20 protein-coding genes, 1 pseudogene and 1 riboswitch are annotated in these 21,035 nt (G+C 71.3%); of the genes and pseudogenes, 1 reads left to right on the forward strand and 20 read right to left on the reverse strand.

Annotated features, from left to right (window positions below; translation table 11 throughout):
- Positions 1–20: 20 nt before the first annotated feature.
- From KUM40_RS02070 to rpsB, 9 genes are all read right to left on the reverse strand, one after another.
- Complete coding sequence (locus KUM40_RS02070; RefSeq protein ID WP_217162165.1) at positions 21–1,040, reverse strand: ABC transporter ATP-binding protein; 1,020 nt, start codon at positions 1,038–1,040, stop codon at positions 21–23.
- Positions 1,041–1,071: 31 nt separating this feature from the next.
- A complete protein-coding gene (locus tag KUM40_RS02075) occupies positions 1,072–2,673 on the reverse strand; it encodes an iron ABC transporter permease (protein WP_217162167.1) in 1,602 nt (533 codons plus the stop codon).
- A gap of 101 nt (positions 2,674–2,774) precedes the next feature.
- Complete coding sequence (locus tag KUM40_RS02080; RefSeq protein ID WP_217162169.1) at positions 2,775–3,860, reverse strand: thiamine ABC transporter substrate binding subunit; 1,086 nt, start codon at positions 3,858–3,860, stop codon at positions 2,775–2,777.
- Positions 3,861–3,939: 79 nt separating this feature from the next.
- A riboswitch (TPP riboswitch) is annotated at positions 3,940–4,045 on the reverse strand.
- Positions 4,046–4,086: 41 nt separating this feature from the next.
- Positions 4,087–5,199 carry a 23S rRNA (adenine(2503)-C(2))-methyltransferase RlmN gene (gene rlmN, locus KUM40_RS02085; protein WP_308401043.1) on the reverse strand — a complete coding sequence of 371 codons (1,113 nt, stop codon included), beginning with the start codon at positions 5,197–5,199 and terminating at the stop codon, positions 4,087–4,089.
- Between the two features lie 301 nt (positions 5,200–5,500).
- The gene (locus KUM40_RS02090) at positions 5,501–6,565 is read right to left on the reverse strand and encodes a phosphatidate cytidylyltransferase (protein WP_374227335.1); all 1,065 of its coding nucleotides are present in this window, start codon (positions 6,563–6,565) and stop codon (positions 5,501–5,503) included.
- A 128-nt stretch (positions 6,566–6,693) separates the two neighbouring features.
- Positions 6,694–7,251 (reverse strand): ribosome recycling factor, encoded by a 558-nt coding sequence (gene frr / locus KUM40_RS02095; protein ID WP_217162176.1) that lies wholly within the window; start codon positions 7,249–7,251, stop codon positions 6,694–6,696.
- 180 nt (positions 7,252–7,431) lie between these two features.
- Positions 7,432–8,193: a UMP kinase gene (gene pyrH / locus KUM40_RS02100; RefSeq protein ID WP_217162178.1), complete on the reverse strand. Its 762-nt coding sequence runs from the start codon at positions 8,191–8,193 to the stop codon at positions 7,432–7,434.
- A 206-nt stretch (positions 8,194–8,399) separates the two neighbouring features.
- The gene (tsf, locus tag KUM40_RS02105) at positions 8,400–9,236 is read right to left on the reverse strand and encodes a translation elongation factor Ts (protein ID WP_217162180.1); all 837 of its coding nucleotides are present in this window, start codon (positions 9,234–9,236) and stop codon (positions 8,400–8,402) included.
- Between the two features lie 93 nt (positions 9,237–9,329).
- The gene (gene rpsB, locus KUM40_RS02110) at positions 9,330–10,319 is read right to left on the reverse strand and encodes a 30S ribosomal protein S2 (protein WP_217162182.1); all 990 of its coding nucleotides are present in this window, start codon (positions 10,317–10,319) and stop codon (positions 9,330–9,332) included.
- 272 nt (positions 10,320–10,591) lie between these two features.
- Here rpsB and KUM40_RS02115 point away from each other — a divergent pair, with 272 nt between their 5' ends.
- The gene (locus KUM40_RS02115; protein ID WP_308401044.1) at positions 10,592–11,284 is read left to right on the forward strand and encodes a M23 family metallopeptidase; all 693 of its coding nucleotides are present in this window, start codon (positions 10,592–10,594) and stop codon (positions 11,282–11,284) included.
- On the opposite strand, the gene KUM40_RS02120 is transcribed toward KUM40_RS02115, so the two are convergent.
- The 11 genes and pseudogenes from KUM40_RS02120 to lepB (KUM40_RS02170) all read right to left on the reverse strand — a co-directional run bounded on the left by KUM40_RS02120 (position 11,238) and on the right by lepB (KUM40_RS02170) (position 21,015).
- Complete coding sequence (locus KUM40_RS02120) at positions 11,238–11,795, reverse strand: TetR/AcrR family transcriptional regulator (protein ID WP_217162467.1); 558 nt, start codon at positions 11,793–11,795, stop codon at positions 11,238–11,240. The two genes, KUM40_RS02115 and KUM40_RS02120, sit on opposite strands and share 47 nt — an antisense overlap.
- Positions 11,796–11,935: 140 nt before the next feature.
- Positions 11,936–12,778, reverse strand: a complete 843-nt coding sequence (whiG, locus tag KUM40_RS02125) for an RNA polymerase sigma factor WhiG (protein WP_217162184.1) — start codon at positions 12,776–12,778, stop codon at positions 11,936–11,938.
- Between the two features lie 281 nt (positions 12,779–13,059).
- Positions 13,060–14,415, reverse strand: a complete 1,356-nt coding sequence (gene dprA, locus KUM40_RS02130; RefSeq protein WP_254394414.1) for a DNA-processing protein DprA — start codon at positions 14,413–14,415, stop codon at positions 13,060–13,062.
- Entirely contained in the window at positions 14,412–16,037 is a 1,626-nt protein-coding gene (locus KUM40_RS02135) for a YifB family Mg chelatase-like AAA ATPase (RefSeq protein ID WP_217162186.1), read from the reverse strand. Before KUM40_RS02135 ends, dprA begins: the two co-directional genes overlap by 4 nt.
- Positions 16,037–16,399, reverse strand: a complete 363-nt coding sequence (locus KUM40_RS02140) for a YraN family protein (RefSeq protein ID WP_217162188.1) — start codon at positions 16,397–16,399, stop codon at positions 16,037–16,039. The genes KUM40_RS02135 and KUM40_RS02140 overlap by 1 nt, the downstream gene beginning before the upstream one ends.
- A gap of 88 nt (positions 16,400–16,487) precedes the next feature.
- On the reverse strand, positions 16,488–16,796 hold the full coding sequence (locus KUM40_RS02145) for a DUF2469 domain-containing protein (protein ID WP_003965949.1): 309 nt from the start codon (positions 16,794–16,796) through the stop codon (positions 16,488–16,490).
- Positions 16,797–16,852: 56 nt separating this feature from the next.
- A complete protein-coding gene (locus KUM40_RS02150; RefSeq protein WP_217162190.1) occupies positions 16,853–17,377 on the reverse strand; it encodes an NUDIX hydrolase in 525 nt (174 codons plus the stop codon).
- Complete coding sequence (lepB, locus tag KUM40_RS02155) at positions 17,367–18,143, reverse strand: signal peptidase I (RefSeq protein WP_217162191.1); 777 nt, start codon at positions 18,141–18,143, stop codon at positions 17,367–17,369. The genes KUM40_RS02150 and lepB (KUM40_RS02155) overlap by 11 nt, the downstream gene beginning before the upstream one ends.
- Before the next feature lie 137 nt (positions 18,144–18,280).
- Positions 18,281–19,291 (reverse strand): signal peptidase I, encoded by a 1,011-nt coding sequence (lepB, locus tag KUM40_RS02160; protein ID WP_308401045.1) that lies wholly within the window; start codon positions 19,289–19,291, stop codon positions 18,281–18,283.
- A pseudogene (gene lepB / locus KUM40_RS02165) lies at positions 19,182–20,267 on the reverse strand (signal peptidase I); the annotation flags it as partial. The pseudogene lepB (KUM40_RS02165) and the gene lepB (KUM40_RS02160), both read right to left, overlap by 110 nt.
- Positions 20,260–21,015: a signal peptidase I gene (lepB, locus tag KUM40_RS02170; protein ID WP_217162198.1), complete on the reverse strand. Its 756-nt coding sequence runs from the start codon at positions 21,013–21,015 to the stop codon at positions 20,260–20,262. The pseudogene lepB (KUM40_RS02165) and the gene lepB (KUM40_RS02170), both read right to left, overlap by 8 nt.
- Positions 21,016–21,035 lie beyond the last annotated feature (20 nt).

Here is a 21,035-nt window from a genome sequence, read left to right on the forward strand (position 1 = left end):
TCACCCTATGAGCGCGACGATCACCCGAGCACGACGATTTCCGCCGCGTCGAACTCCACTCCCACCGCGTCCCCGACCTCCGGCGCCGAGCGCAGCGCGCACGCCGCCTCCAGGCGGGGCGCGTCCTCGGGCTGGAGGCGGACGGCGACGTGGGTGCCGCGGAAGGTGCGGGCCGTGACCGTGCAGCGCAGGCCCTCGTCGGCGGGGACGACACGGACCCCGGCGGGCCGCACGAGCAGCGTCCGCGTGCCCTGCGGGGCGTCCTCGGGAACCGGCACCTTGCCCCACGGGGTGTCCGCGGCCTGACCGGCGACGGAGGCGTCGACCACGTTGTCGAAACCGAGGAAGCGGGCCACGAACGCGTCCGCCGGCCGCTGCCACACCTCAAGAGGCGTGCCGGACTGCGCGATTCGCCCGTCCCGCATCACCACGACCCGGTCGGCGAGCGCGAAGGCCTCGCCCTGGTCGTGTGTCACGGCGAGCACGGTGGTGCCCAACCGGCTGAACAGCTCCCGCAGTTCGACCACCAGGCGCTCCCGCAGCGAGCGGTCGAGCTGGCCGAGCGGCTCGTCCAGCATCAGCAGCCGGGGCCGGGGCGCGAGGGCGCGGGCCAGCGCCACCCGCTGCTGCTCACCGCCGGACAGCGCGGCGACGGACCGGCGGGCGGCGCCCGGCAGCCCGACCAGCTCCAGCAACTCCGCGACCCGGGCTTGCTGTTCACTGCGGGAAGCGCCGCGCATCCGCGGCCCGAAGGCGATGTTTCCGGCCACGTCCCGCTGCGGGAAAAGCTGGTGGTCCTGGAACATCAGCCCAACCTCGCGCTTGTGCGCGGGCGCCCCCGACTGGTCCCGCCCGTCCAGCGAGACCCGTCCGGCGTCCAGCGGCTGGAGCCCGGCGACCGCCCGCAGGAGCGTCGACTTGCCGCTGCCGCTGGGCCCGAGCACGCACACCACCTCGTGCTCGGCGACCCCCAGGTCGACGTCGTCGAGCACGGCCCGTCCGCCGAAGCGAACGGTCGCGCCCTCAAGGCTCAGCAGCATCCCTGGATCACCCGCAAACCTAGGCGCATCTCTAGAACTCCCCGCTCCGGTCGGTCCGCAGTCGCTCCAGCACCACCAGGGCCACGGCGCACACCAGCATCAGAATCGTCGAAAGGGCCATCGCCTGGCCGTAGTTCATGTCCCCGGGCCGCCCAAGGAGCCGCGCCACGGCGACCGGCAGCGTCGGGTTGTCGGGCCGTGCGATGAACACGGTCGCCCCGAACTCCCCCAGGGACACCGCGAAGGCGAACCCGGCCGCGACCAGCAGGGCGCGCCGGACCATCGGCAGGTCCACTTCACGCCACACCCGCCACGGCGACGCCCCCAGCACCGCCGCCGCCTCCCGCAGCCGTCCGTCCACCGCCCGCAGCACCGGCAGCATGGTCCGTACGACGAAGGGGACGCCCACCAGCGCCTGCGCGAGCGGCACCAGGATCCAGGAGGACCTGAGGTCCAGCGGGGGTTCGTCCAGCGCGATCAGGAATCCGAAGCCGACCGTCACGGCCGACACCCCGAGCGGCAGCATCAGCAGCGCGTCGAACCCGCGCACGAAGCGGCCCGCGTCGCGCCGGGTGAGCGCGGTCGCGGCCAGCGCGCCGATCGCCACGGCGATGGCGGTGGCGGCGACGGCGTACTGGAGGGAGTTGCCGATCGCCTCGATCGGCGGGACGAGGAAGGCGCCGCCGTCCTCGCGGGTCAGCGCCCGGTAGTAGCCGAAGTCGGCGGCGCCCAGTGAACGCTGGACCAGCACCGCGAGCGGCAGCACCAGCAGGACGACGATGACGCCCAGAACCCCGGCGAGCAGCGTCCACTGCCCGGCTCCGCGCGGCCGGCGCGCGGTCGTGGCCGCGTCCACCAGCCTGAGGGCCGTCTCACGCCGCCGTACCGTCCAGGCGTGCACGGCGAGGACGGCGACGACCGCCGCGAACTGGATCAGCGTCAGCACGGCGGCCGTGGACAGGTCGAAGAGCTGCGAGGTCTGGCGGTAGATCTCCACCTCCAGCGTGGAGAAGGTGGGCCCGCCGAGGATCTGGACGACACCGAAGGAGGTGAAGGTGAACAGGAACACCATCAGCGCGGCGGCGGCCACGGCGGGCGCGAGCGCGGGCAGGGTGACCTGCCGCCAGGCTTTCAGCCGCGAGGCGCCGAGCATGCGCGCGGCCTCCTCCTGCCGCGGGTCGAGTTGCGACCACAGGCCGCCTACGGTGCGTACGACGACGGCGTAGTTGAAGAAGACGTGCGCGAGCAGGATCGCCCACACCGTGGTGTCCAGGCGCAGGCCCCACAGCTCGTCGAGCAGCCCGCCGCGCCCGACCATGGCCAGGAACGCCGTGCCGACGACGACCGTGGGCAGCACGAACGGCACGGTCACCACGGCCCGCAGGACCTGCTTGCCGGGGAAGTCGAAACGGGCGAAGACATACGCGCCGGGCAGCGCGATCAGCAGCGTGAGCGCGGTGGAGGCCAGCGCCTGCCAGGTGGTGAACCACAGCACGTGGCGGACGCCGGACTGTGCGAGCACGTCGCCGATGCGGCCGAACTGCCAGACCCCGTCGACCTCGAGTCCGCGCGCGACGATCGCGGCGACGGGGTAGGCGAAGAACACCGCGAAGAACGCGACGGGCACGGCCATCAGGGCGAGCCGCGCCGCGCTCCCGCGACGGCTCCCACCACGGCTCCCGCGGCGGCTCTCACCACGGCGGTCTCGCGGGGCCTTCGTGTCGCCCGCTCCGGTCACTTCAGTACGAGCGAGGTCCACGACTTGACCCACTGGTCGCGGTTGTCGGCGATCTTCGCCGGGTCCATGGTCTCCGGGTCCTTCGCCTGCGGCCCGAACCTCACGAACGACTGGGGGATCTGCGCGCCCTCCCGCACCGGGTACACGAACATGTTCAGCGGCATGTCGTCCTGGAAGGTCTTGCTGATCAGGAAGTCGAGGAGCGCCTTGCCGCCCTCGGGGTTCCCGGCGTTGCTGAGCAGGCCCGCGTACTCGACCTGGCGGAAGCAGGTGCCGGTGGCGACGCCCGTCGGTGCGGTGGCCGGCTGCGGGTCGGCGTAGATGACCTCGGCGGGCGGGGAGGAGGCGTAGGAGACGACCAGGGGGCGGTCGCCCTTGGCCTTCTTGCCGCCGGACGAGCCGGAGAACTCCTCGTTGTACGCCTGCTCCCAACTGTCGACGACCTTGACGCCGTTGTCCTTGAGCTTCTGCCAGTAGTCCTGCCAGCCCTCGTCGCCGTACTTCGCGGCGGTGCCGAGCAGGAAGCCGAGGCCGGGCGAGGAACTGCCCGCGTTCTCGGTGACGAGCAGGTCCTTGTACGCGGGCTTGACCAGGTCGTCGAAGGACTTGGGCGGGGTCAGGCCGTGCTTGCTGAAGTACGCCTTGTCGTAGTTCACGCAGATGTCGCCGGTGTCGACGGGCGTGACCCGGTGCTTGTCCTGGTCGGCCCGGTACTCGGGCAGGACCAGGTCGGAGCCCTTCGGCTCGTACGGCTGGAACAGGCCGTTGTCGAGGGCGCGGGACAGCAGGGTGTTGTCGACGCCGAAGAAGACGTCGCCCTGGGGGTTGTCCTTGGTGAGGATGGCCTTGTTGACGGCCTGCCCGGCGTCGCCGTCCTCCAGCACCTCGACCTTGTAGCCGGAGTTCTTCTCGAAGGCGGCGATGACGTCCTTGGACGCGGCCCACGAGTCGTGGCTGACCAGCGTCACGGTCTTGGAGTCGCCGGAGCCGTCGGCGTCGTCGGACGACGATCCGCAGGCGGCCAGCGTGCCGACCATGCCGAGGCCGACGGCCAGGACACTGACCTTCTTGGTGATGCTCACTGAATTCCTCCTGGGTGACCAGGAGAAGACGCGGCCCCGCCCGGAACCCCTGGTGAGGGTCCCGGGCAGGGCGCAACAGCTCGAGTGATGACCGATCTCCCTACCCAGAATGACCTGGGCCAGGTTCGGAGGGTCTGCGGCCGGTGCCGCACTCTCAGCGCTGTGGCGCTCCCCTGTCGGAATATGAAGATGTGGTTACTGTGATTCTGTACTGACGTCGGTCAGGTTACCGCTCGCTTGCGGCGAGCTGACCACACGCCCCGTCGATCTCCTGCCCACGGGTGTCCCGGATCGTCACCGGCACACCGTGCGCCGCGATCGCCTCCACGAACGCCTTCTCGTCCTCGGGCCGCGAGGCGGTCCACTTCGAGCCGGGCGTGGGGTTGAGCGGGATGAGGTTGACGTGCACCGGCCTGCCCTTGAGCATCCGCCCGAGACGGTCGCCGCGCCAGGCCTGGTCGTTGATGTCGCGGATCAGCGCGTACTCGATGGACAGCCGGCGCCCGGACCTCGCCGCGTACTCGAACCCGCTGTCCAGCACCTCGCGCACCTTCCACCGCGTGTTGACGGGGACGAGGGTGTCGCGCAGCTCGTCGTCGGGCGCGTGCAGCGAGATGGCGAGGCGGCACTTGAAGCCCTCGTCGGCGAACCGGTTGATCGCCGGGACGAGGCCGACCGTGGAGACGGTGATGCCGCGCTGGGAGAGCCCCAGCCCGTCCGGCTCGGGGTCGGTGAGGCGGCGGATCGAGCCGACGACGCGGTTGTAGTTGGCGAGGGGCTCGCCCATGCCCATGAACACGATGTTGCTGAGCCGCGCGGGACCCCCCGGGACGTCGCCGTCCCTGAGCGCGCGCATACCGTCCACGATCTGGTGCACGATCTCGGCGGTCGACAGGTTCCGGTCGAGGCCGGCCTGGCCGGTGGCGCAGAACGGGCAGTTCATGCCGCAGCCGGCCTGGGAGCTGATGCACATGGTCACCCGGTCCGGGTAGCGCATCAGAACCGACTCGACGAGCGTCCCGTCGAACAGCTTCCACAGCGTCTTGCGCGTGGTCCCCTCGTCGGTCGACAGATGCCGCACGACCGTCATCAGCTCGGGCAGCAGCGCCTCCCGGAGCCCCTGGCGGGAACCGGCGGGGATGTCGGTCCACTGCTCGGGGTCGTGCGCGTACCGCGCGAAGTAGTGCTGCGAGAGCTGCTTCGCACGAAACGGCTTCTCACCGATCGCGGCGACCGCCTCCTTGCGCTCGGCGGGCGTGAGGTCGGCGAGGTGCCGCGGCGGCCGCTTCGCTCCGCGGGGTGCGGCGAAGGTCAGCTCACCGGGGACTGGACGGGCCACGGTCGGACAACTCCTCATGACGGCGGGCCTGTGTGGCAACACCCCCGCGTCGGCGGGGAGGACGGCAGAGCCATGCCGAAGCCAGGAGACCTCACTGGAACACCCCCGCGTCGGCGGGGACACACGGAAGGGCCCGCAGCCAGACGCCGCGGGCCCTTCCAGGCTACCTGATCGCTGTCAACCCGACCCGACGAAGATCACGAACAGCAGCCACACCACCGGTGCCGTCGGCAGGAGCGAGTCCAGGCGGTCCATGCTGTATCAATTCGCGGCTACCGCCGCGCGGCGCCGTGGCCTGCACTCACCCGGACCCCACAAAGACGACCAGCAGCAGCCACACCACCGGTGCCGTCGGCAGCAGGCTGTCCAGGCGGTCCATGATGCCGCCGTGGCCCGGCAGGAGGGTGCCCATGTCCTTGATGCCGAGGTCACGCTTGATCATGGACTCGCCGAGGTCGCCCAGGGTGGCGCTGACGGCGACGACGAGGCCGAGCAGCAGGCCCTGCCACCAGGTGCCGTCGTCGATCAGGAACTGCACGCACAGCGCGCCCGCCACCATCGCGAACGCCACCGCTCCCAGCAGGCCCTCGCGGGTCTTGCCGGGGCTGATGCGCGGGGCCAGCTTGGTCCTGCCGAAGCGCCAGCCGACGGCGTAGGCGCCGGTGTCGCTGACGACCGTCAGTATCAGGAAGACCAGGACACGCCACGCACCGTCGTCCGCCATCAGCATCATGGCGACGAACGTGGCCAGGAACGGCACGTAGAACGCCGCGAACAGGCCCGCCGTGACGTCCTTGAGGTAGCCCTCCGGCGGCTCGGTCATCCGCCACACCAGGACCGCGAGCGCGGTGAGCGCCATGGCGACCCAGGCGCCCTCGGCACCGCGCGCGTACCCGGCGACGACCATCGCCGCGCCGCCGATCGCGAGCGGCACGAGGGGCGCCTTGATGCCCTTGCGCTCCTCCAGCCGCTTGGTCAGCTCCCACAGCCCCACCACGACGGCGACCACGATCACGCCGACGAAGACGGCCTTGACGACGAACAGCGACGCGACGATCACCACGCCGAGCCCGACGCCGACCCCTATCGCGGCACCCAGGTCGCGCCCCGCGCTCTTCTTCTGCGGCGACGGCTGAGGGTGCGCCGGGTGCGGGGCGTCGGGCATGGGCTCCGGATTCTGCGGCACCGCCGCATACGGCTGCGCCGACGGGTTCTGGTCGCGATAGGGCTCGTCGCGAAACGGCTCGTCGCGAGAGGGCTGGTCGTGGAACGGCTCGTCCCGGAACAGGGGACCACTCAGCCGAGCGGTCCCCTGGTCGTCGTCCTGGTCTCCGCCGTGTTCGGGTACGTCGGGCACGATCGGCATGGGGCGAGTCTGCTGCGCGTAGTGCGCATCGTATGCGGGACCCGCCGGGTCGGCGCCCTGGGCGGGTCCCTGGTCGGACGGCCCCCAGTACCCGGCTTGTGGCGGCGCCCCCCAGGAAGAGTCGTTCATCAGACCTCGAGCAGTTCCGCTTCCTTGTGCTTCAGGAGCTCGTCCACCTGGGCGACGTACTTGGCGGTGGTGTCGTCGAGCTCCTTCTCCGCACGGCGGCCCTCGTCCTCGCCGACCTCGCCGTCCTTGACCATCTTGTCGATGGCGTCCTTGGCCTTGCGGCGTACGGAGCGGATCGAGACCTTGGCGTCCTCGGCCTTCGCCTTGGCGACCTTGATGTACTCGCGGCGACGCTCCTCGGTGAGCTCGGGGAACGTCACCCGGATGATGTTGCCGTCATTGCTCGGGTTGACGCCCAGGTCGGAGTCGCGGATCGCCTGCTCGATGTTGCGCAGGGCCGTCTTGTCGAAGGGGGTCACCACGGCCATGCGCGGCTCGGGCACGGAGAACGAGGCCAGTTGGTTGATCGGCGTCGGCGCGCCGTAGTAGTCGGCCACGATCTTGTTGAACATCGCCGGGTGCGCACGGCCGGTGCGGATCGCGGCGAAGTCCTCCTTGGCGACCACGACGGCCTTCTCCATCTTCTCCTCGGCCTCGAGGAGGGTCTCTTCGATCACCACTTGCTCCTGCGTGTCTTGAGTAGGCCCGGCTGCGGTTCCCTGACGGGTCGTCGGCCGGCTGCGTCGCGTTCTTCCTGCACGGTTCCCGACCGGCGGGACATTGTCCATCCCCCGGCCCGGTCCCGTCCCGTCCGTCCCCCGGACAGGTGGCGTCCGCGGACGGGGGGTGTTCTCCGGTCAGTCCCGGCTGCCCTGGTCACCCACAAGCGTGCCGATCTTCTCACCCTTGACGGCGCGGGCGATATTGCCCTCCTTCAGCAGCTCGAAGACCACGATGGGGAGGCTGTTGTCGCGGCAGAGCGTGACGGCCGTCGCGTCGGCGACCTTCAGGTTCTGGGTGATGACCTCGCCGTAGCCGAGCGCGTCGAACTTCACGGCGTCCGGGTTGGTCTTCGGGTCGGAGTCGTAGACCCCGTCCACGCCGTTCTTGCCCATGAGGAGGGCCTCGGCGTCGATCTCGAGGGCGCGCTGGGCGGCGGTGGTGTCGGTGGAGAAGTAGGGCATGCCCATGCCGGCGCCGAAGATGACCACGCGGCCCTTCTCCAGGTGGCGCACGGCGCGCAGCGGGATGTACGGCTCGGCGACCTGGCCCATGGTGATGGCGGTCTGCACGCGGCAGTCGACGCCCTCCTTCTCCAGGAAGTCCTGGAGGGCCAGGCAGTTCATCACGGTGCCGAGCATGCCCATGTAGTCGGAGCGGGCGCGGTCCATGCCGCGCACCTGCAGTTCGGCGCCGCGGAAGAAGTTGCCGCCGCCGATGACGATGGCGACCTGCGCGCCGTCGCGTACGACGGCCGCGATCTCGCGGGCGATGGCGTGCACCACGTCGGGGTCGACGCCCAGGCCCCCACCGCCGGAGAAGGCCTCTCCGGACAGCTTCAGCATGAAACGGCCGCCTACTTTGCCGTCGTCGCTCTTCTCGGCCTTGGTGGTGGTCATGGAGATCTCGTCTCTTCTACGTGGGTCACACACACGAAGAAGGCCACTGCCGGTGGGGGCGTGTTTCGCATCCCATACGCGGCAATGGCCTCCTCGTCAGATCTGCTGTCGCCCGCCGCCACGCGCGCGTACGCAACGGCATACGCGAACGGCGCCGACGACTGCTGTCGACCCTACCGGGGTCGCGCGTCCGTCGCGGTACGGACTCAGATGCCGACCTTGATGCGCGAGAAGCGCTTCAGGCTGACACCGGCCTCCTCCAGCACCTTCTGGACGGACTTCTTGTTGTCCAGGGCGTAGGGCTGGCCGAGCAGGGTGGCGTCCTTGAAGAAGCCGTTGACGCGACCCTCGACGATCTTCGGCAGGGCGGCCTCGGGCTTGCCCTCGGCGCGGGTGGTCTCCTCGGCGACGCGGCGCTCGGACTCGACGACCTCGGCCGGGACGTCCTCCTTGGAGAGGTACTTCGGCGCGAAGGCGGCGATGTGCTGGGCGACGCCCTTGGCGATCTCGGCGTTGGGCTTGTCCAGCTCCACGAGGACACCGATCTGCGGGGGCAGGTCAGGCATCGTGCGGTGCATGTACGCGGTCACGAAGCCGCCGGAGAACTGCGCGAAGCGGTCCAGGACGATCTTCTCGCCGAGGTTGGCGTTGGCCTCGTCCACGTACGCCTGGACGGTCTTGCCGGGCTCGATCTCGGAGGCGAGCAGGGCCTCGAGGTCGGCCGGGGCGGCCTTGGCGACGTGCTCGGCGATGGTCTTGGCGACGTTCTGGAACCTCTCGCCCTTGGCGACGAAGTCCGTCTCGCACTTCAGCTCGACGATGACACCCGAGGTGTTGTCGTCGGCGATGACCGAGACGACCGCGCCGTTCTCGGCAGAGCGGCCCTCGCGCTTGGCGACGCCCTTCTGACCCTTGATACGGAGCGCCTCGACGGCCTTGTCGACGTTGCCCTCGGCCTCGTCCAGCGCCTTCTTGCAGTCCATCATGCCGGCGCCGGTGAGCTCGCGGAGCTTCTTGACGTCGGCGGCGGTGTAGTTCGCCATGTTTCCGGAATCTCTCTCGAAGTCTGAAGATCTACGGGCCGGACGGCGGAGGCTTCGCAGCCCCCGCCGTCCAGAACCCGAAGGTGGTGAGGGTCAGGCCTGCTCGGCGTCCGTGGCCGGAGCCTCGGCGGCGGGCGCCTCGGCAGCGGGCGCCTCGTCGGCGGGGGCGGCCTCGGCGGCCGGAGCCTCGGTGGCCTCGGCAACCGGGGCGGCCTCGGCGTCGGCGTCGGCAGCCGGAGCCTCGGCGGGCTTCTCGGCGGCCTCGGCGTCGGCGTCGTCCTTCTTCTCGGCCTTCTCGGCCTTCTCGGCCTTCTCGCCCTCGAGCAGGTCGCGCTCCCACGCGGCGAGCGGCTCACCGGCGGCCTTGTCACCCTTGGCGCCACCGGCGGCGCCGGAGCGGGCGATGAGGCCCTCGGCGACGGCGTCGGCGATCACGCGGGTGAGCAGGGTGACGGAGCGGATCGCGTCGTCGTTGCCCGGGATCTTGTAGTCGACCTCGTCGGGGTCGCAGTTGGTGTCGAGGATGGCGACGACCGGGATGTTGAGCTTCCGGGCCTCGCCGACCGCGATGTGCTCCTTCTTGGTGTCCACGATCCAAACGGCGCTGGGCACCTTGGACATCTCGCGGATACCGCCGAGGGTCTTCTCCAGCTTGGCCTTCTCGCGGGAGAGGACCAGCAGCTCCTTCTTGGTGAGGCCGGAGGCGGCCACGTCCTCGAAGTCGATCTGCTCGAGCTCCTTCAGGCGCTGCAGGCGCTTGTAGACGGTCGAGAAGTTGGTGAGCATGCCGCCCAGCCAGCGCTGGTTGACGTAGGGCATGCCGACGCGGGTGGCCTGCTCGGCGATGGCCTCCTGCGCCTGCTTCTTCGTGCCGACGAACATGACCGTGCCGCCGTGGGCGACGGTCTCCTTGACGAACTCGTAGGCGCGGTCGATGTACGACAGCGACTGGAGCAGGTCGATGATGTAGATGCCGTTGCGCTCCGTGAAGATGAACCGCTTCATCTTCGGGTTCCAACGACGGGTCTGGTGACCGAAGTGGACGCCGCTTTCCAGCAGCTCCCGCATCGTGACGACGGCCATGGCCGCATCTCCTCGAGTTTCTCGGTTGTGCCGCGGAAGCCGGACGGCTCCCGCGCCTGACGCCCGCGTTGCGCCGTGCCGCTGAGGACCGAGAGGCGCTGACACCAGCCTTGGGAGGCTTCATGTCGGGGCGTGCGAAGTCGACCCGGTGACCCGGATCGCCACCAGAAGTGTACGGGACCCGCGGGGTACCGGGTGACGCGGCTGTCCACAAGCGGAGCGCGGTCCACAGGGCCGGGCGGCGGTCGGCCCTGGTGCGGGACGGTGCTCGCATGCGAACGAGGCGAATGGCGAGTACGAGTACGTGTGCGGGGGCGAGTGGGAGTGCGTGGGCGTGGGCCTGGGTGGTGCTGCTGCTGACCGTCGTGGTCCCGGGTCCGTCGCGTCCCGCGCCGGCGGCGGCCGCCGTGACGGCCGCGGCGGACTTCGGCAGGAAGGTCCCGGACCCGGCGGTGCCGGCCGTGGCCCGGCACTGGCCGGTCGGCACCCGGCCCGCCGTCCTGCGGGGCTGGGAGCCCCCGGCAACCCCGTACGGACCGGGCCACCGCGGTGTGGACCTCGCCGCGGCGGGCGGGGCACCGGTGCGGGCGGTGGCGGCGGGGCGGGTGTCGTTCGCGGGGCGGGTGGCGGGCCGGGGCGTCGTCTCACTGGAGCTGACGGGAACGGGGGACCCGCCTCTGCGGACGACGTACGAGCCGGTCGAGGCGGCGGTGGAGAAGGGCGACGAGGTGGCGGCGGGCGAGGTGCTGGGCACGGTGGAACCGACGGGCTCCCACTGCGCGGCCTGCCTGCACTGGGGGCTGCTGCGCGGCGAGGTCTATCGGAACCCGCTCTCCCTGCTCCCGCCGTGGCTGCTGGACGCGGGTCCGTCGCGACTGCTGCCGGTGCTGGGGGTGCCCCTGCCCGGCGGCGCGGCGGTCAGCCCCGTACGCCCCGCAACGCCATGGAGACCGCCGCCCGGGTGATCACCGTCGGCTCCTCCGCCGCCCCCAGCTCGATCCGCCGCACGGCCGCGTCCACGACGCCCTGGAGCAGCATGGCCGCCAGCCGCGGCTCTCCGTGCCCCATCTCCCCCAGCGCCTCGACGATCATCGCGATCAGCCCACCGTGCGCGGCCCGGATCTTCTCCCGCGCGCCGGCGTCCAGCTCGCTCGCGGAGATGGCCACCACGGCCCGGTGCCGCCGGTCGCCGACCAGGTCGAGCTGCCCCCGCACATACGCCTCGACCTTGGCCTCCGGGGCCGTCTCGCGCTCCATCGCCGCCTCGACCTCCGCGGCCCAGACCGGGAAGTCGACGGCGCACAGCTCCTCGACCACCGCGGCTCGCGAGCGGAAGTACTCGTAGACGGACGACCTGGCAAGTCCCGTCCGTTCGGCGAGGGCGGGGAAGGTCAGCGCCTCCGTTCCGCCGTCGGACAGCAGGGAGCGTGCCGCGTCCAGCAGGGCGGCACGCTGCATCGACCGGTGCTCGGCCACAGAGGCCGCTCGAATCCTTGGCACGTCACCACTTTACGGACGCGCCACGCCGTACGGGAGTCACTCACCCGACCGTACGACCGCCGACGGGGTCACGGGCAGGGCCGACAGCGGGGCCTGTCGCGTGCCGTAAGCCCAGGTCAGCGGCCGAAACTGGCCAGCTTGGCGCGCAGTTGCAACACCGACTTGGTGTGAATCTGACTGACCCGGCTCTCGGTCACGCCCAGCACGTTCCCGATCTCGGCGAGTGTGAGGCCCTCGTAGTAGTACAGCGTGACGACGGTCTTCTCCCGCTCCGGCAGCGTGTTGATCGCCCGCGCCAGGAGCCGCCGCAGTTCCCGGCCCTCGGCGATCTCCACCGGATCGTCGGCGGCGGTGTCCTCCAGCGTGTCCATCAGGCTCAGCCGGTCGCCGCCCTCGCTCCCCGCGTGCAGCAACTCCTCCAGGGCGACCACGTTGGCCAGCGACAACTGGCTGAAGACCGCATGGAGATCCTCCACCGCGATCCCCATCTCCGCGGCCACCTCGCTCTCCGAGGGGGTGCGCCGCAGCCGTGCCTCCAGCGTCGCGTAGGCGCGCTCCACGTTGCGCGCCTTCTGCCGCACCGACCGCGGGATCCAGTCCAGCGCCCGCAGTTCGTCGATCATCGCGCCCCGGATCCGGGTGATCGCGTACGTCTCGAACTTGATCTCGCGGTCGACGTCGAACTTCTCGATGGCGTCGATCAGCCCGAACACCCCGGAGGAGACGAAGTCGGCCTGCTCGACATTGGGCGGCAGTCCCACGCTCACCCGGCCGGCCACGTACTTCACGAGGGGCGAGTAGTGCAGGATCAGCTGTTCCCGCAGCCGCTCGTCGCCGGTCGTCTTGTACGACCGCCACAGCTCGTCGAGCGTCGAGGGGGCGGACGGTCGCACGCTGCCACCGTCGCGGGCGGCTGGGGGGATCGCCGCCCGGTCGGACCCGGAGGTGTGCTGGGGCATTCGTCGCCTAGTGCCGTTCTGCCGTGTTGTGGTGTGCCTGAGGCCGCCGGCCTGCTGTCTGGTTGTCGCCTGCTGTCGGCCGTCTGCGTGGGGGTCATCGTGAGCGTAGCGTGACTGGACCGTCGCGGTGTGCGAAGAAGCGGGTGAGGGCGGTACGCAGATACGTTCCGCTGAACGCTCTACAGGGGGGACGATGATCGCTCTGGGTGATCACTCGAATACCTCAACTGCCAGAATCCCCACGGGCGTCGGGGTTCCCCCGGACGGCCGAACACGGTGCGTCAGCACGGGCTGCGACCTCCGCGGACCGAGATCATCGCCTGGCGTGTCAACTTCCAGCCGTCGCCGTGTCGTTCGACGTAACCAAGTGCTCGAAGTTCGTACAGTCTCGCGATCGCGTCGTCCTGCGTGGTCTGGGCCCGGCGTGCCACCTCCGCCGCCGTCGCCGTTCCCCGCGCGGGGAGCCCGGCCAGCACCTGGCGGGTCCGGGGTTCCAGGAGGTCGGTGGGGAGGACCGGCCCGCGCCGCTCCGGGGACAGCTCCCCCATGTCGCCGACCAGTTCGACCACCTCGGCGGCGTCGCCGACGAGTACCGCGTCGCCGCGCAGCAGCTCGTGCACGCCGGCGGAGAGCGCGCTGGTCGCCGGCCCCGGCACGCCCATCACATGCCGGCCCAGGCGCCGAGCCGCCCGTGCGGTGACCAGGGAACCGCTGCGGTAGGCGGCCTCGACGACCACGGTGCCCCGGGTGAGCGCGGCGATCACGCGGTTGCGCAGGATGAATCTGCTCGGCGTCGGATGGTCGCCCGGTGGCAGCTCTCCGACGACCAGGCCCTGGTCGGCGATCCTGGTGATCAGGGCGGTGTGCCCGGGAGGGTAGGGGCGGTCGACACCGCAGGCGAGAACCGCCGCGGTGGCACCGCCGGCGCCGAGGGCCCCTCGGTGGGCCGCGCCGTCGACGCCGTAGGCGCCGCCGGACACCACGACCCAGCCGCGCTCGGCGAGGCCGGCGGCGAGCGTGGCCGCCATGTGGGCGCCGTACTCGGTGCAGGCGCGGGCGCCGACGACGGCGACCGACCTGAGCGCCCACATGCGCAGGCTGGGCCCGCCCCGCACCCACAGACCGAGGGGCCGGGCGTCACCGAGGTCGTCGAGCTGCCCCGGCCACTCGGCGGTCCCGGGTGCCACGAAGCGCGCCCCCGCGGACCGGGCGGCGGCCAGGTCCCGTCTGGGGTCGGCCCTGCTCGCCCGGGCGCACAGCCCGGCCCACCGCTTCTCGCTCACCCCGGGCAGGGCACGCCCGCCCTCGCGCAACCGCCGCGCCACCTCCACGACGCCGCGCTCGCGCACCCACCGCCCGGCCGTCTCGTCGCCGGGCTCGATGACCCGGGCGAGGAACACCCGCCCGAGCAGCTCACCGTCCACCGGCCCGTCACTCCGCGCCCCGGTGCCCCCGGCACCGCCTCCCCCAGAAGCGGCGTCCCCCGAATCGGTGTCCTTCGAATCGGTGTCCTTCGAATCGGCCTTCGTCGAATCGGCGCTCCTCGCCGCGGCGGAACCGCACCCCTCCTCGCCACGGGTCGCCGCGTCGGCGTTGAACAGGGCGTCGCCGCCCGTGGGCGCGGTGTCCCCGGTCATGTCAGCGCTCCGAGGGCCATCGGGACGCCTCGCGGCACCCCGGTGCGCAGTTGCAGGGCCAGGGCGACGTCCCGTACGTCGGGCCGGTCGTGGCCGACGAGGTCCGCCACGGTCCAGGCGACGCGCAGGACCCGGTCGAGGCCGCGGGCGGTGAGGACGCCGCGTTCCAGACTGCGCTCCGCCTCCTCCAGCGCTCCGGGCGCGGCGCGCCAGCGGCTGCGCAGCTCACGGCCGGGCACCTCGCTGTTCGACCGCCACGGGGTGTCCGCGAGGCGCGCGGCCGCTCGCTCCCGGGCCGCCCGCACCCGGTCGGCGACCGTTGCGGTGGCGTCTCCCCGGGGGCCGTCCCCCGCGAGCTGACTGCGTGTGACCCGGTCCACCTCGACCCGGAGGTCGACCCGGTCGAGCAGCGGGCCGGACAGTCTGGCCTGGTAGCGGCGGATCGACGAGGGCGGGCACTCGCACAGCTCGTCCGTGCGCGAGAACCGCCCGCACGGGCAGGGATTGGCGGCGAGCACCATCAGGAACCGCGCCGGGAAGCGCACCACGCCCGCGCTGCGCGCGATGACGACGTGCCCGGCCTCCAGCGGCTGGCGCAGGGCGTCGAGCGCGTGGCTGCTGAATTCCGGTGTTTCGTCCAGAAACAGGACGCCTCGGTGCGCCAGTGACACGGCTCCCGGCCTCGCGATGCCGGGGCCGCCCCCGACGAGGGCCTGCATCGTGGCGGAGTGGTGCGGGGCGCAGTAGGGGGCCACGTCGATCAGGGGCTTGCCCGGCGGCAGCAGTCCCGACACCGAGTGCACGGCGGTGACCTCCAGCGACTCCGCACGGCAGAGCCGGGGCAGGATGGCGGGCAGCCGTTCGGCGAGCATGGTCTTGCCGGCCCCCGGCGGCCCTTCCAGGAAGAGGTGATGACGGCCTGCGGCGGCGACCTCCACGGCCGTGCGCGCCGACCCCTGGCCGACGACGTCGGCGAGGTCGTGACCCTGGTCGTGCTGCGCCGCCCCCATGCCGTGCATGCCGGTGGCCGCGCCGGTGCCGGGCATGCGCAGACCGGCGAGGAGCGGGTCGGGGCGGCCCTGCTCGTCCTGTTCCTCCTCCGGCACGGGTTCGTCGGCGAGGACGGCGATGAGCTGGCGCAGGCTGCGCACGCCGAGTACGGAAACCCCTGGCACCAGGGACGCCTCGGCGGCGGCGCACTCCGGCACGACCACCTGTTCGTAGCCGGCCTCGGACGCGGCCAGGACCGCCGGCAGGATGCCGCGCACCGGCCGCACCCGGCCGTCCAGACCCAGCTCCCCGATCATCACGATGTCGGCGAGCACCCGCGGGTCGATCCGCTCGGCGGCGCCCAGGACGCTTGCGGCGACGGCCAGGTCGAAGCCGCTGCCGCTCTTGGGCACCGAGGCCGGGCTGAGTCCCACCGTCAGCTTCTTCTGGGGCCACTCCGCGCCCGAGTTCACCACGGCCGCCCGGACCCGGTCCCGGCTCTCCGTCAGGCTCTTGTCCGGCAGCCCCACCAGCGTGAACGCCGCCACCCCCGGTTCGAGGTCGGCCTGGACCTCGACCACCACGCCCTCGACGCCGACGAGCGCCACCGAGCACGTACGCGCGAACCCCATCACGCCACCCCCCGGGCGTGCTCGACCACGGGGGCGCCGCGCTGCGGGAGGAGCACGCCGACCAGATCGATGCGGACGCCGCCGGGCGGGGCGCCTCCGTGGGTCTGGATCCAGCGCTCGGCGAGCCGCCGCAGCCGCTCCGTCTTCTCCGGGGTCACGGCGGCCATCGGGTGCTCGAAGGAACCGGCCCTGCGCGTCTTGACCTCGCAGACGACCAGGACGTCTCCGTCCCGGGCGACGATGTCGATCTCGCCGGTCCTGCCGCAGCGCCAGTTGCGCTCCAGGACGGTCATCCCGGCCCCGGTCAGCCTGCGGGCGGCGAGTGTCTCGCCGTACTTGCCCATCGCACCTCGTGCGTTCATGCCGGCACCACCTCCGGCACCAACGATCACGCAGACGGGTCGATCCCGTCACTCACGGTGAACTACTCACCGGTTGTGGAAAACTCCGTCACCCGCCGGGAAGCTCCAGGTCGCTCTTGTTCAGCTCCTCGATGTTCACGTCCTTGAACGTCAACACCCGCACCTGCTTGACGAACCGGGCCGGCCGGTACATGTCCCACACCCAGGCATCAGCCATGGAGACCTCGAAGAACACCTCACCCTGGACCGAGTGCACCTGCATCTCGTAGTCGTTGGTGAGGTAGAAACGCCGCTCGGTCTCGATCACGTATTTGAACAGACCGACGACATCGCGGTACTCCCGGTAGAGCTTGAGCTCCATCTCGGTCTCGTACTTTTCGAGGTCCTCGGCGCTCATGGCATGTTCCCCTTCAGCCGTGCGGTCCCACCATTGTGCGCCAGTCCCGTGCGCCCCTAGACGATTTCGGTGTCCAGAGTCACCGGCCCGGCCGGGGGACCTTCGTCGAGCAGCTTGCGCAGCAGCCCGGCGAGTCTGGTCGGATACACCGTCTCATGTGCCCGGGTCAGTTCCTCACACGTCCACCAGCGTGCTCCGGCGACGCTGCGCCGCTCCAGCTCGGTGAGGCCGAGGGCCTCGGTGGCGGTCTGGGCGGTGCGGGCCAGGTAGTACCACTCGTCCTGGTCCCAGCGGCGGCCCGCGAAGGGGAAGGAGCACCTGCGCCGCCACAGCACCGGGCCGAGTTCGACGTCGGTGATGCCGGTCTCCTCCAGGAGCTCGCGCCGGGCGGCCTCCGCACGCGTCTCGTCGCCCTCCACGCCGCCGCCGGGAGTGAACCACCAGTCGTCGGCCGGATCGTCCGGTTCGTGCCCGTGCAGCAGGAGGATGCGGTCCTCGGAGTCGAGCAGCACGACCCGGGCGACCCGGCGCAGTCCGCCCTCGTAGGTGTCCCGGCCCGCCGGGGTCACCTCAGCGGCCACCGGTGGGCTCCGCTCCGCTTCGGGCACGGGAGGCCCCGGCCCGCTTGGCGAGGGGCCCGTACGCCGCGCCGGCCAGAATGAGCACGGCCCCGGCGATCACCACCGCGACGACCGTCCGCAGCGGACCCGGCGAGGAGAGGCCGCCCAGGGTCTCGAACCCGGTCGGCCGCTCCAGCATGCCGTTCATCGGCCAGGCCACGGCGTCGACGCGGGCGTCCACGGCGCCGCGCGGCACGGTGCCGCCGGCCGCGTCGGTGAGGTGGGCGGTGGAGTCCACGGAGTTGTCGCGTTCGTCGCCGAGCAGGAACAGGCGGCCCTCCGGAACGGTCACGGTCTGGAAGTCGCTGATCTCGGCCGGGGTGCCTGCGGGCAGGTACGGCTCCTCGATCACCTTGCCGTTGACCTTCAGCTTGCCCTTCTGGCAGCAGGAGACGGTGTCCCCGCCGACGGCGACGACCCGCTTGACCAGCGGGGCGTCGGCCCAGGTCGCGTCCTTGAACACGACGACGTCGCCGCGGTGGACGTCGGCGCCGTCGATGCGCTGCGCCAGGACCCGGTCACCGGCGTCGATCGTCGGCGTCATCGAGCTGGTCGGCACGGTGTAGGGCCGGTAGACCACCGCACCCCAGGCGAACCCGCCGAGGAACAGCACCAGACCCAGCGCCACGGCGAGTCCGGACAGCCGCTGCCCGGTCCGGCTGCCCACCGGACCCTTGTTCGCGCCGCCGCCGCGCGGGGCCGTACGTGTCGTGCTCTCGCCACCCATGGAGCGGCACCTTACCCGGCGGTACCCGAACGGGGCAGCCCCCTCCCCGGGGGCGGAAGGCGGCCGGGAGGGGCTGCCGCGTCGACGGGCGGACGATCCGAGGCGTCTCAGCGGGTCTCGGTGGGTCTCGGCGGCTCTCAGCGAGTCTCGGCGGGGGCGGTGCGGCGACGGCGCCACCAGACGACCGGGGCGACGCCGGCGAGGGCCAGGCCCTGGGGTGCCACCGACAGCGCGGCGGCGGCAGAGGACTGAGACTGGGCCTGGGCCTGGGCCTGGAGCCTGTCCTGGTCGAAGGTGTCGGGGACCGACAGGGTGCCCCAGCGGTCCATCGGCCAGGCGACCACGATGGCGCGGCCGATGACCGCGTCCACCGGGACCATGCCGTCGTTCTTGTCCGACTGGTTGTAGCGCGAGTCCCGGGAGTTCTGCCGGTGGTCGCCCATGACCCAGATCATGCCCTGCGGCACCTTGACCTTGAACTGGCCGCCCTGGTCGTCGTCGGAGCACGGCGTGTTTCCGGGGTACACGTACGGCTCGTTCAGCGCCTTGCCGTTGACCTTGAGCGGGCCCGTCTTGTTGCACTCGACGGTGTCGCCGCCGACGCCGATGACGCGCTTGATCAGGTCCTTCTCCTCCGCGGACGGCATCAGGCCGATCCAGCTCAGGACGGTCTGAAACGCGTTGGGGTCGGGTGTCGGCTCGCCCGCCAGCCATTCGGCCGGGTCGTGGAAGACGACGACCTCGCCGCGGTCGGGCTCCGAGCCGAACCAGGGGGTCAGCTTGTCGACGAGAACCCGGTCACCGATCTGAAGGGTGTTCTCCATCGAGGACGACGGGATCGAGAACGCCTGTAGCAGGAACGTCTTGATCAGCAGGGCGAGCACCAGCGCGATGCCGATCAGGATGGGCAGCTCCTTCCAGAAGGAGCGCTGCTTCTTGGCCGCGGAGGGTGCGGTGGGAGGTGTCCCGCCCACTCCCTCGTCCTCGGTCCCGCCGTTGTGTCCGTTCGTCACCCTGCCGTCCTCGGTTCCGGAGTCGTGCCCGGAGTCCGGGGCGCCGTCCGTGACCGGGGCGGCCGTCTCCTCGGGGCGTCCGCGGTTCTCCTCGCCGTCGTGTCCGGACCGTGCGCCAACCGCCACATCCCCCACGCCAACTCCTTACTCTCTGCCACCGCCTGCCCCGGATACGACGCAGGCCCACCACTCCCATAACGAGCGGGAGTTCCGCAGGGGTCGGGAGTTGAATCATCGCGTTCGGATCGTAGGGGGCAACCCTATGCGACAGCCGGGGAGCGGCGGTCGCACCGGCGGCCGAGTCGGACACGGACGCATACGTTTTCGGCTCGTCCAGGCTGGTCCAGTGGCCGAACGGCCACGCGATCACCATGGCCCGCCCCACCACCTCGTCCTGGGACACGGTGCCGAAGTCGGTCTCCTGGTGGGCGCGGGAGTCGGCGGAGTTGGACCGGTGGTCGCCCATCACCCACAGCCGTCCCTCGGGGACGGTGACGTCGAACGGCGTCCTGGACGGGGTGTCTCCGGGGTACAGGTAGTCCTTCTCCTCCAGGGGAACGCCGTTGACGGTGATGCGTCCCTGTTTGTCACAGCACTTGACGTGGTCCCCGCCCACACCGACGACCCGCTTGATGAGGTCCTTCTCGTCGTCGGACGGCAGCAGACCGATGAAGGCGAGGCCCTCCTTGACCTGCTTGACCACGACGGGGTCGTCCTTCTTGCTGGTCTGCTCGCCCTGGAGCCAGCCGCCGGGGTCCCGGAACACGACGACGTCCCCGCGCTGCGGCTCGGAGCCGAACCAGGGGGTGAGCTTGTCCACCAGGACCCGGTCGCCGATCCGGATGGTCTGCTCCATGGAGCCCGACGGGATCACGAAGGCCTGGACGAGGAAGGTCTTCAGCACCAGCGCTATGAGTACCGCGACGCCGATGAGGAGGGGGATCTCCTTGACGGCGCCGCGCCTGCGACGCCGTTTGACCTTGCGCTGAAGCTTGCGGCGTTCGGCGCGCGAGCGGCCACCGGACGGCGCGGCGGTGCGCCGGGAGCCGGTGGGCAGCAGGTTCTCCGTGGGGCTGCTGGGCGCTCCCCGCGGTTTGCCCCGGCTACCCATCGCCGTCCTCACGGTGCTCCGCCCCGGCCTCGGCCTCCACCTCGGCCTCCGACTCGGGCACGCGCGCGTAGGCGTCTGGGCGGTCGAGGTGGGTGGCGTGGCCGAAGGGCCAGACGATCCAGTCGGCGCGGCCGATCACCTCGTCCACCGGCACCATCCCACCGCCCGGGGAGCCCAGGTGGTCGCGGGAGTCGCTGGAGTCGGCCCGGTGGTCGCCGAGGACGAAGAGGGTTCCGTCGGGGACGACGACGTCGAAGCGGACCGTGGACGGGCGGTCGCCGGGGTACAGGAACGACGACTCGTCGACCGACTGTCCGTTCACCCGGACCCTCCCCTCCCTGTCGCAGCACACCACGTGGTCCCCACCCACACCGACAACGCGTTTGATGTAGTCGCCGTGCCCGAAGAGCCCGGTGCCGTCGAAGACGACGATGTCGCCCCGCTGCGGCCGGCCGTCAAAACGGTACGCCAACTTATTTACGAGAACCCGGTCACCGATCCTCAATCCGCGCTCCATTGATCCACTGGGGATCAGGAACGGCTTCAGCACGAAGGTGCTGAGCAGCAGCAGGAACAGCAGGAAGGTCAGCAGGGTCACGGTGATCCGGCCGCCCGGCACCCAGTCCCTGATCCGCCCCGTCAACGCGGAACGCGACCGTTCCTCCGGGTCCCCCGGATCCGAGGGCTGCTCGGAGTCGGAAGGGCGGGAGGAGCGGTCGCGCTCCGTGTGCTGTGCTTCGGTGTCCATCGGGGCCAGATGCTATCCGG

The organism is Streptomyces sp. AC512_CC834 (assembly GCF_019049325.1).
Taxonomy (GTDB): Bacteria; Actinomycetota; Actinomycetes; order Streptomycetales; family Streptomycetaceae; genus Streptomyces.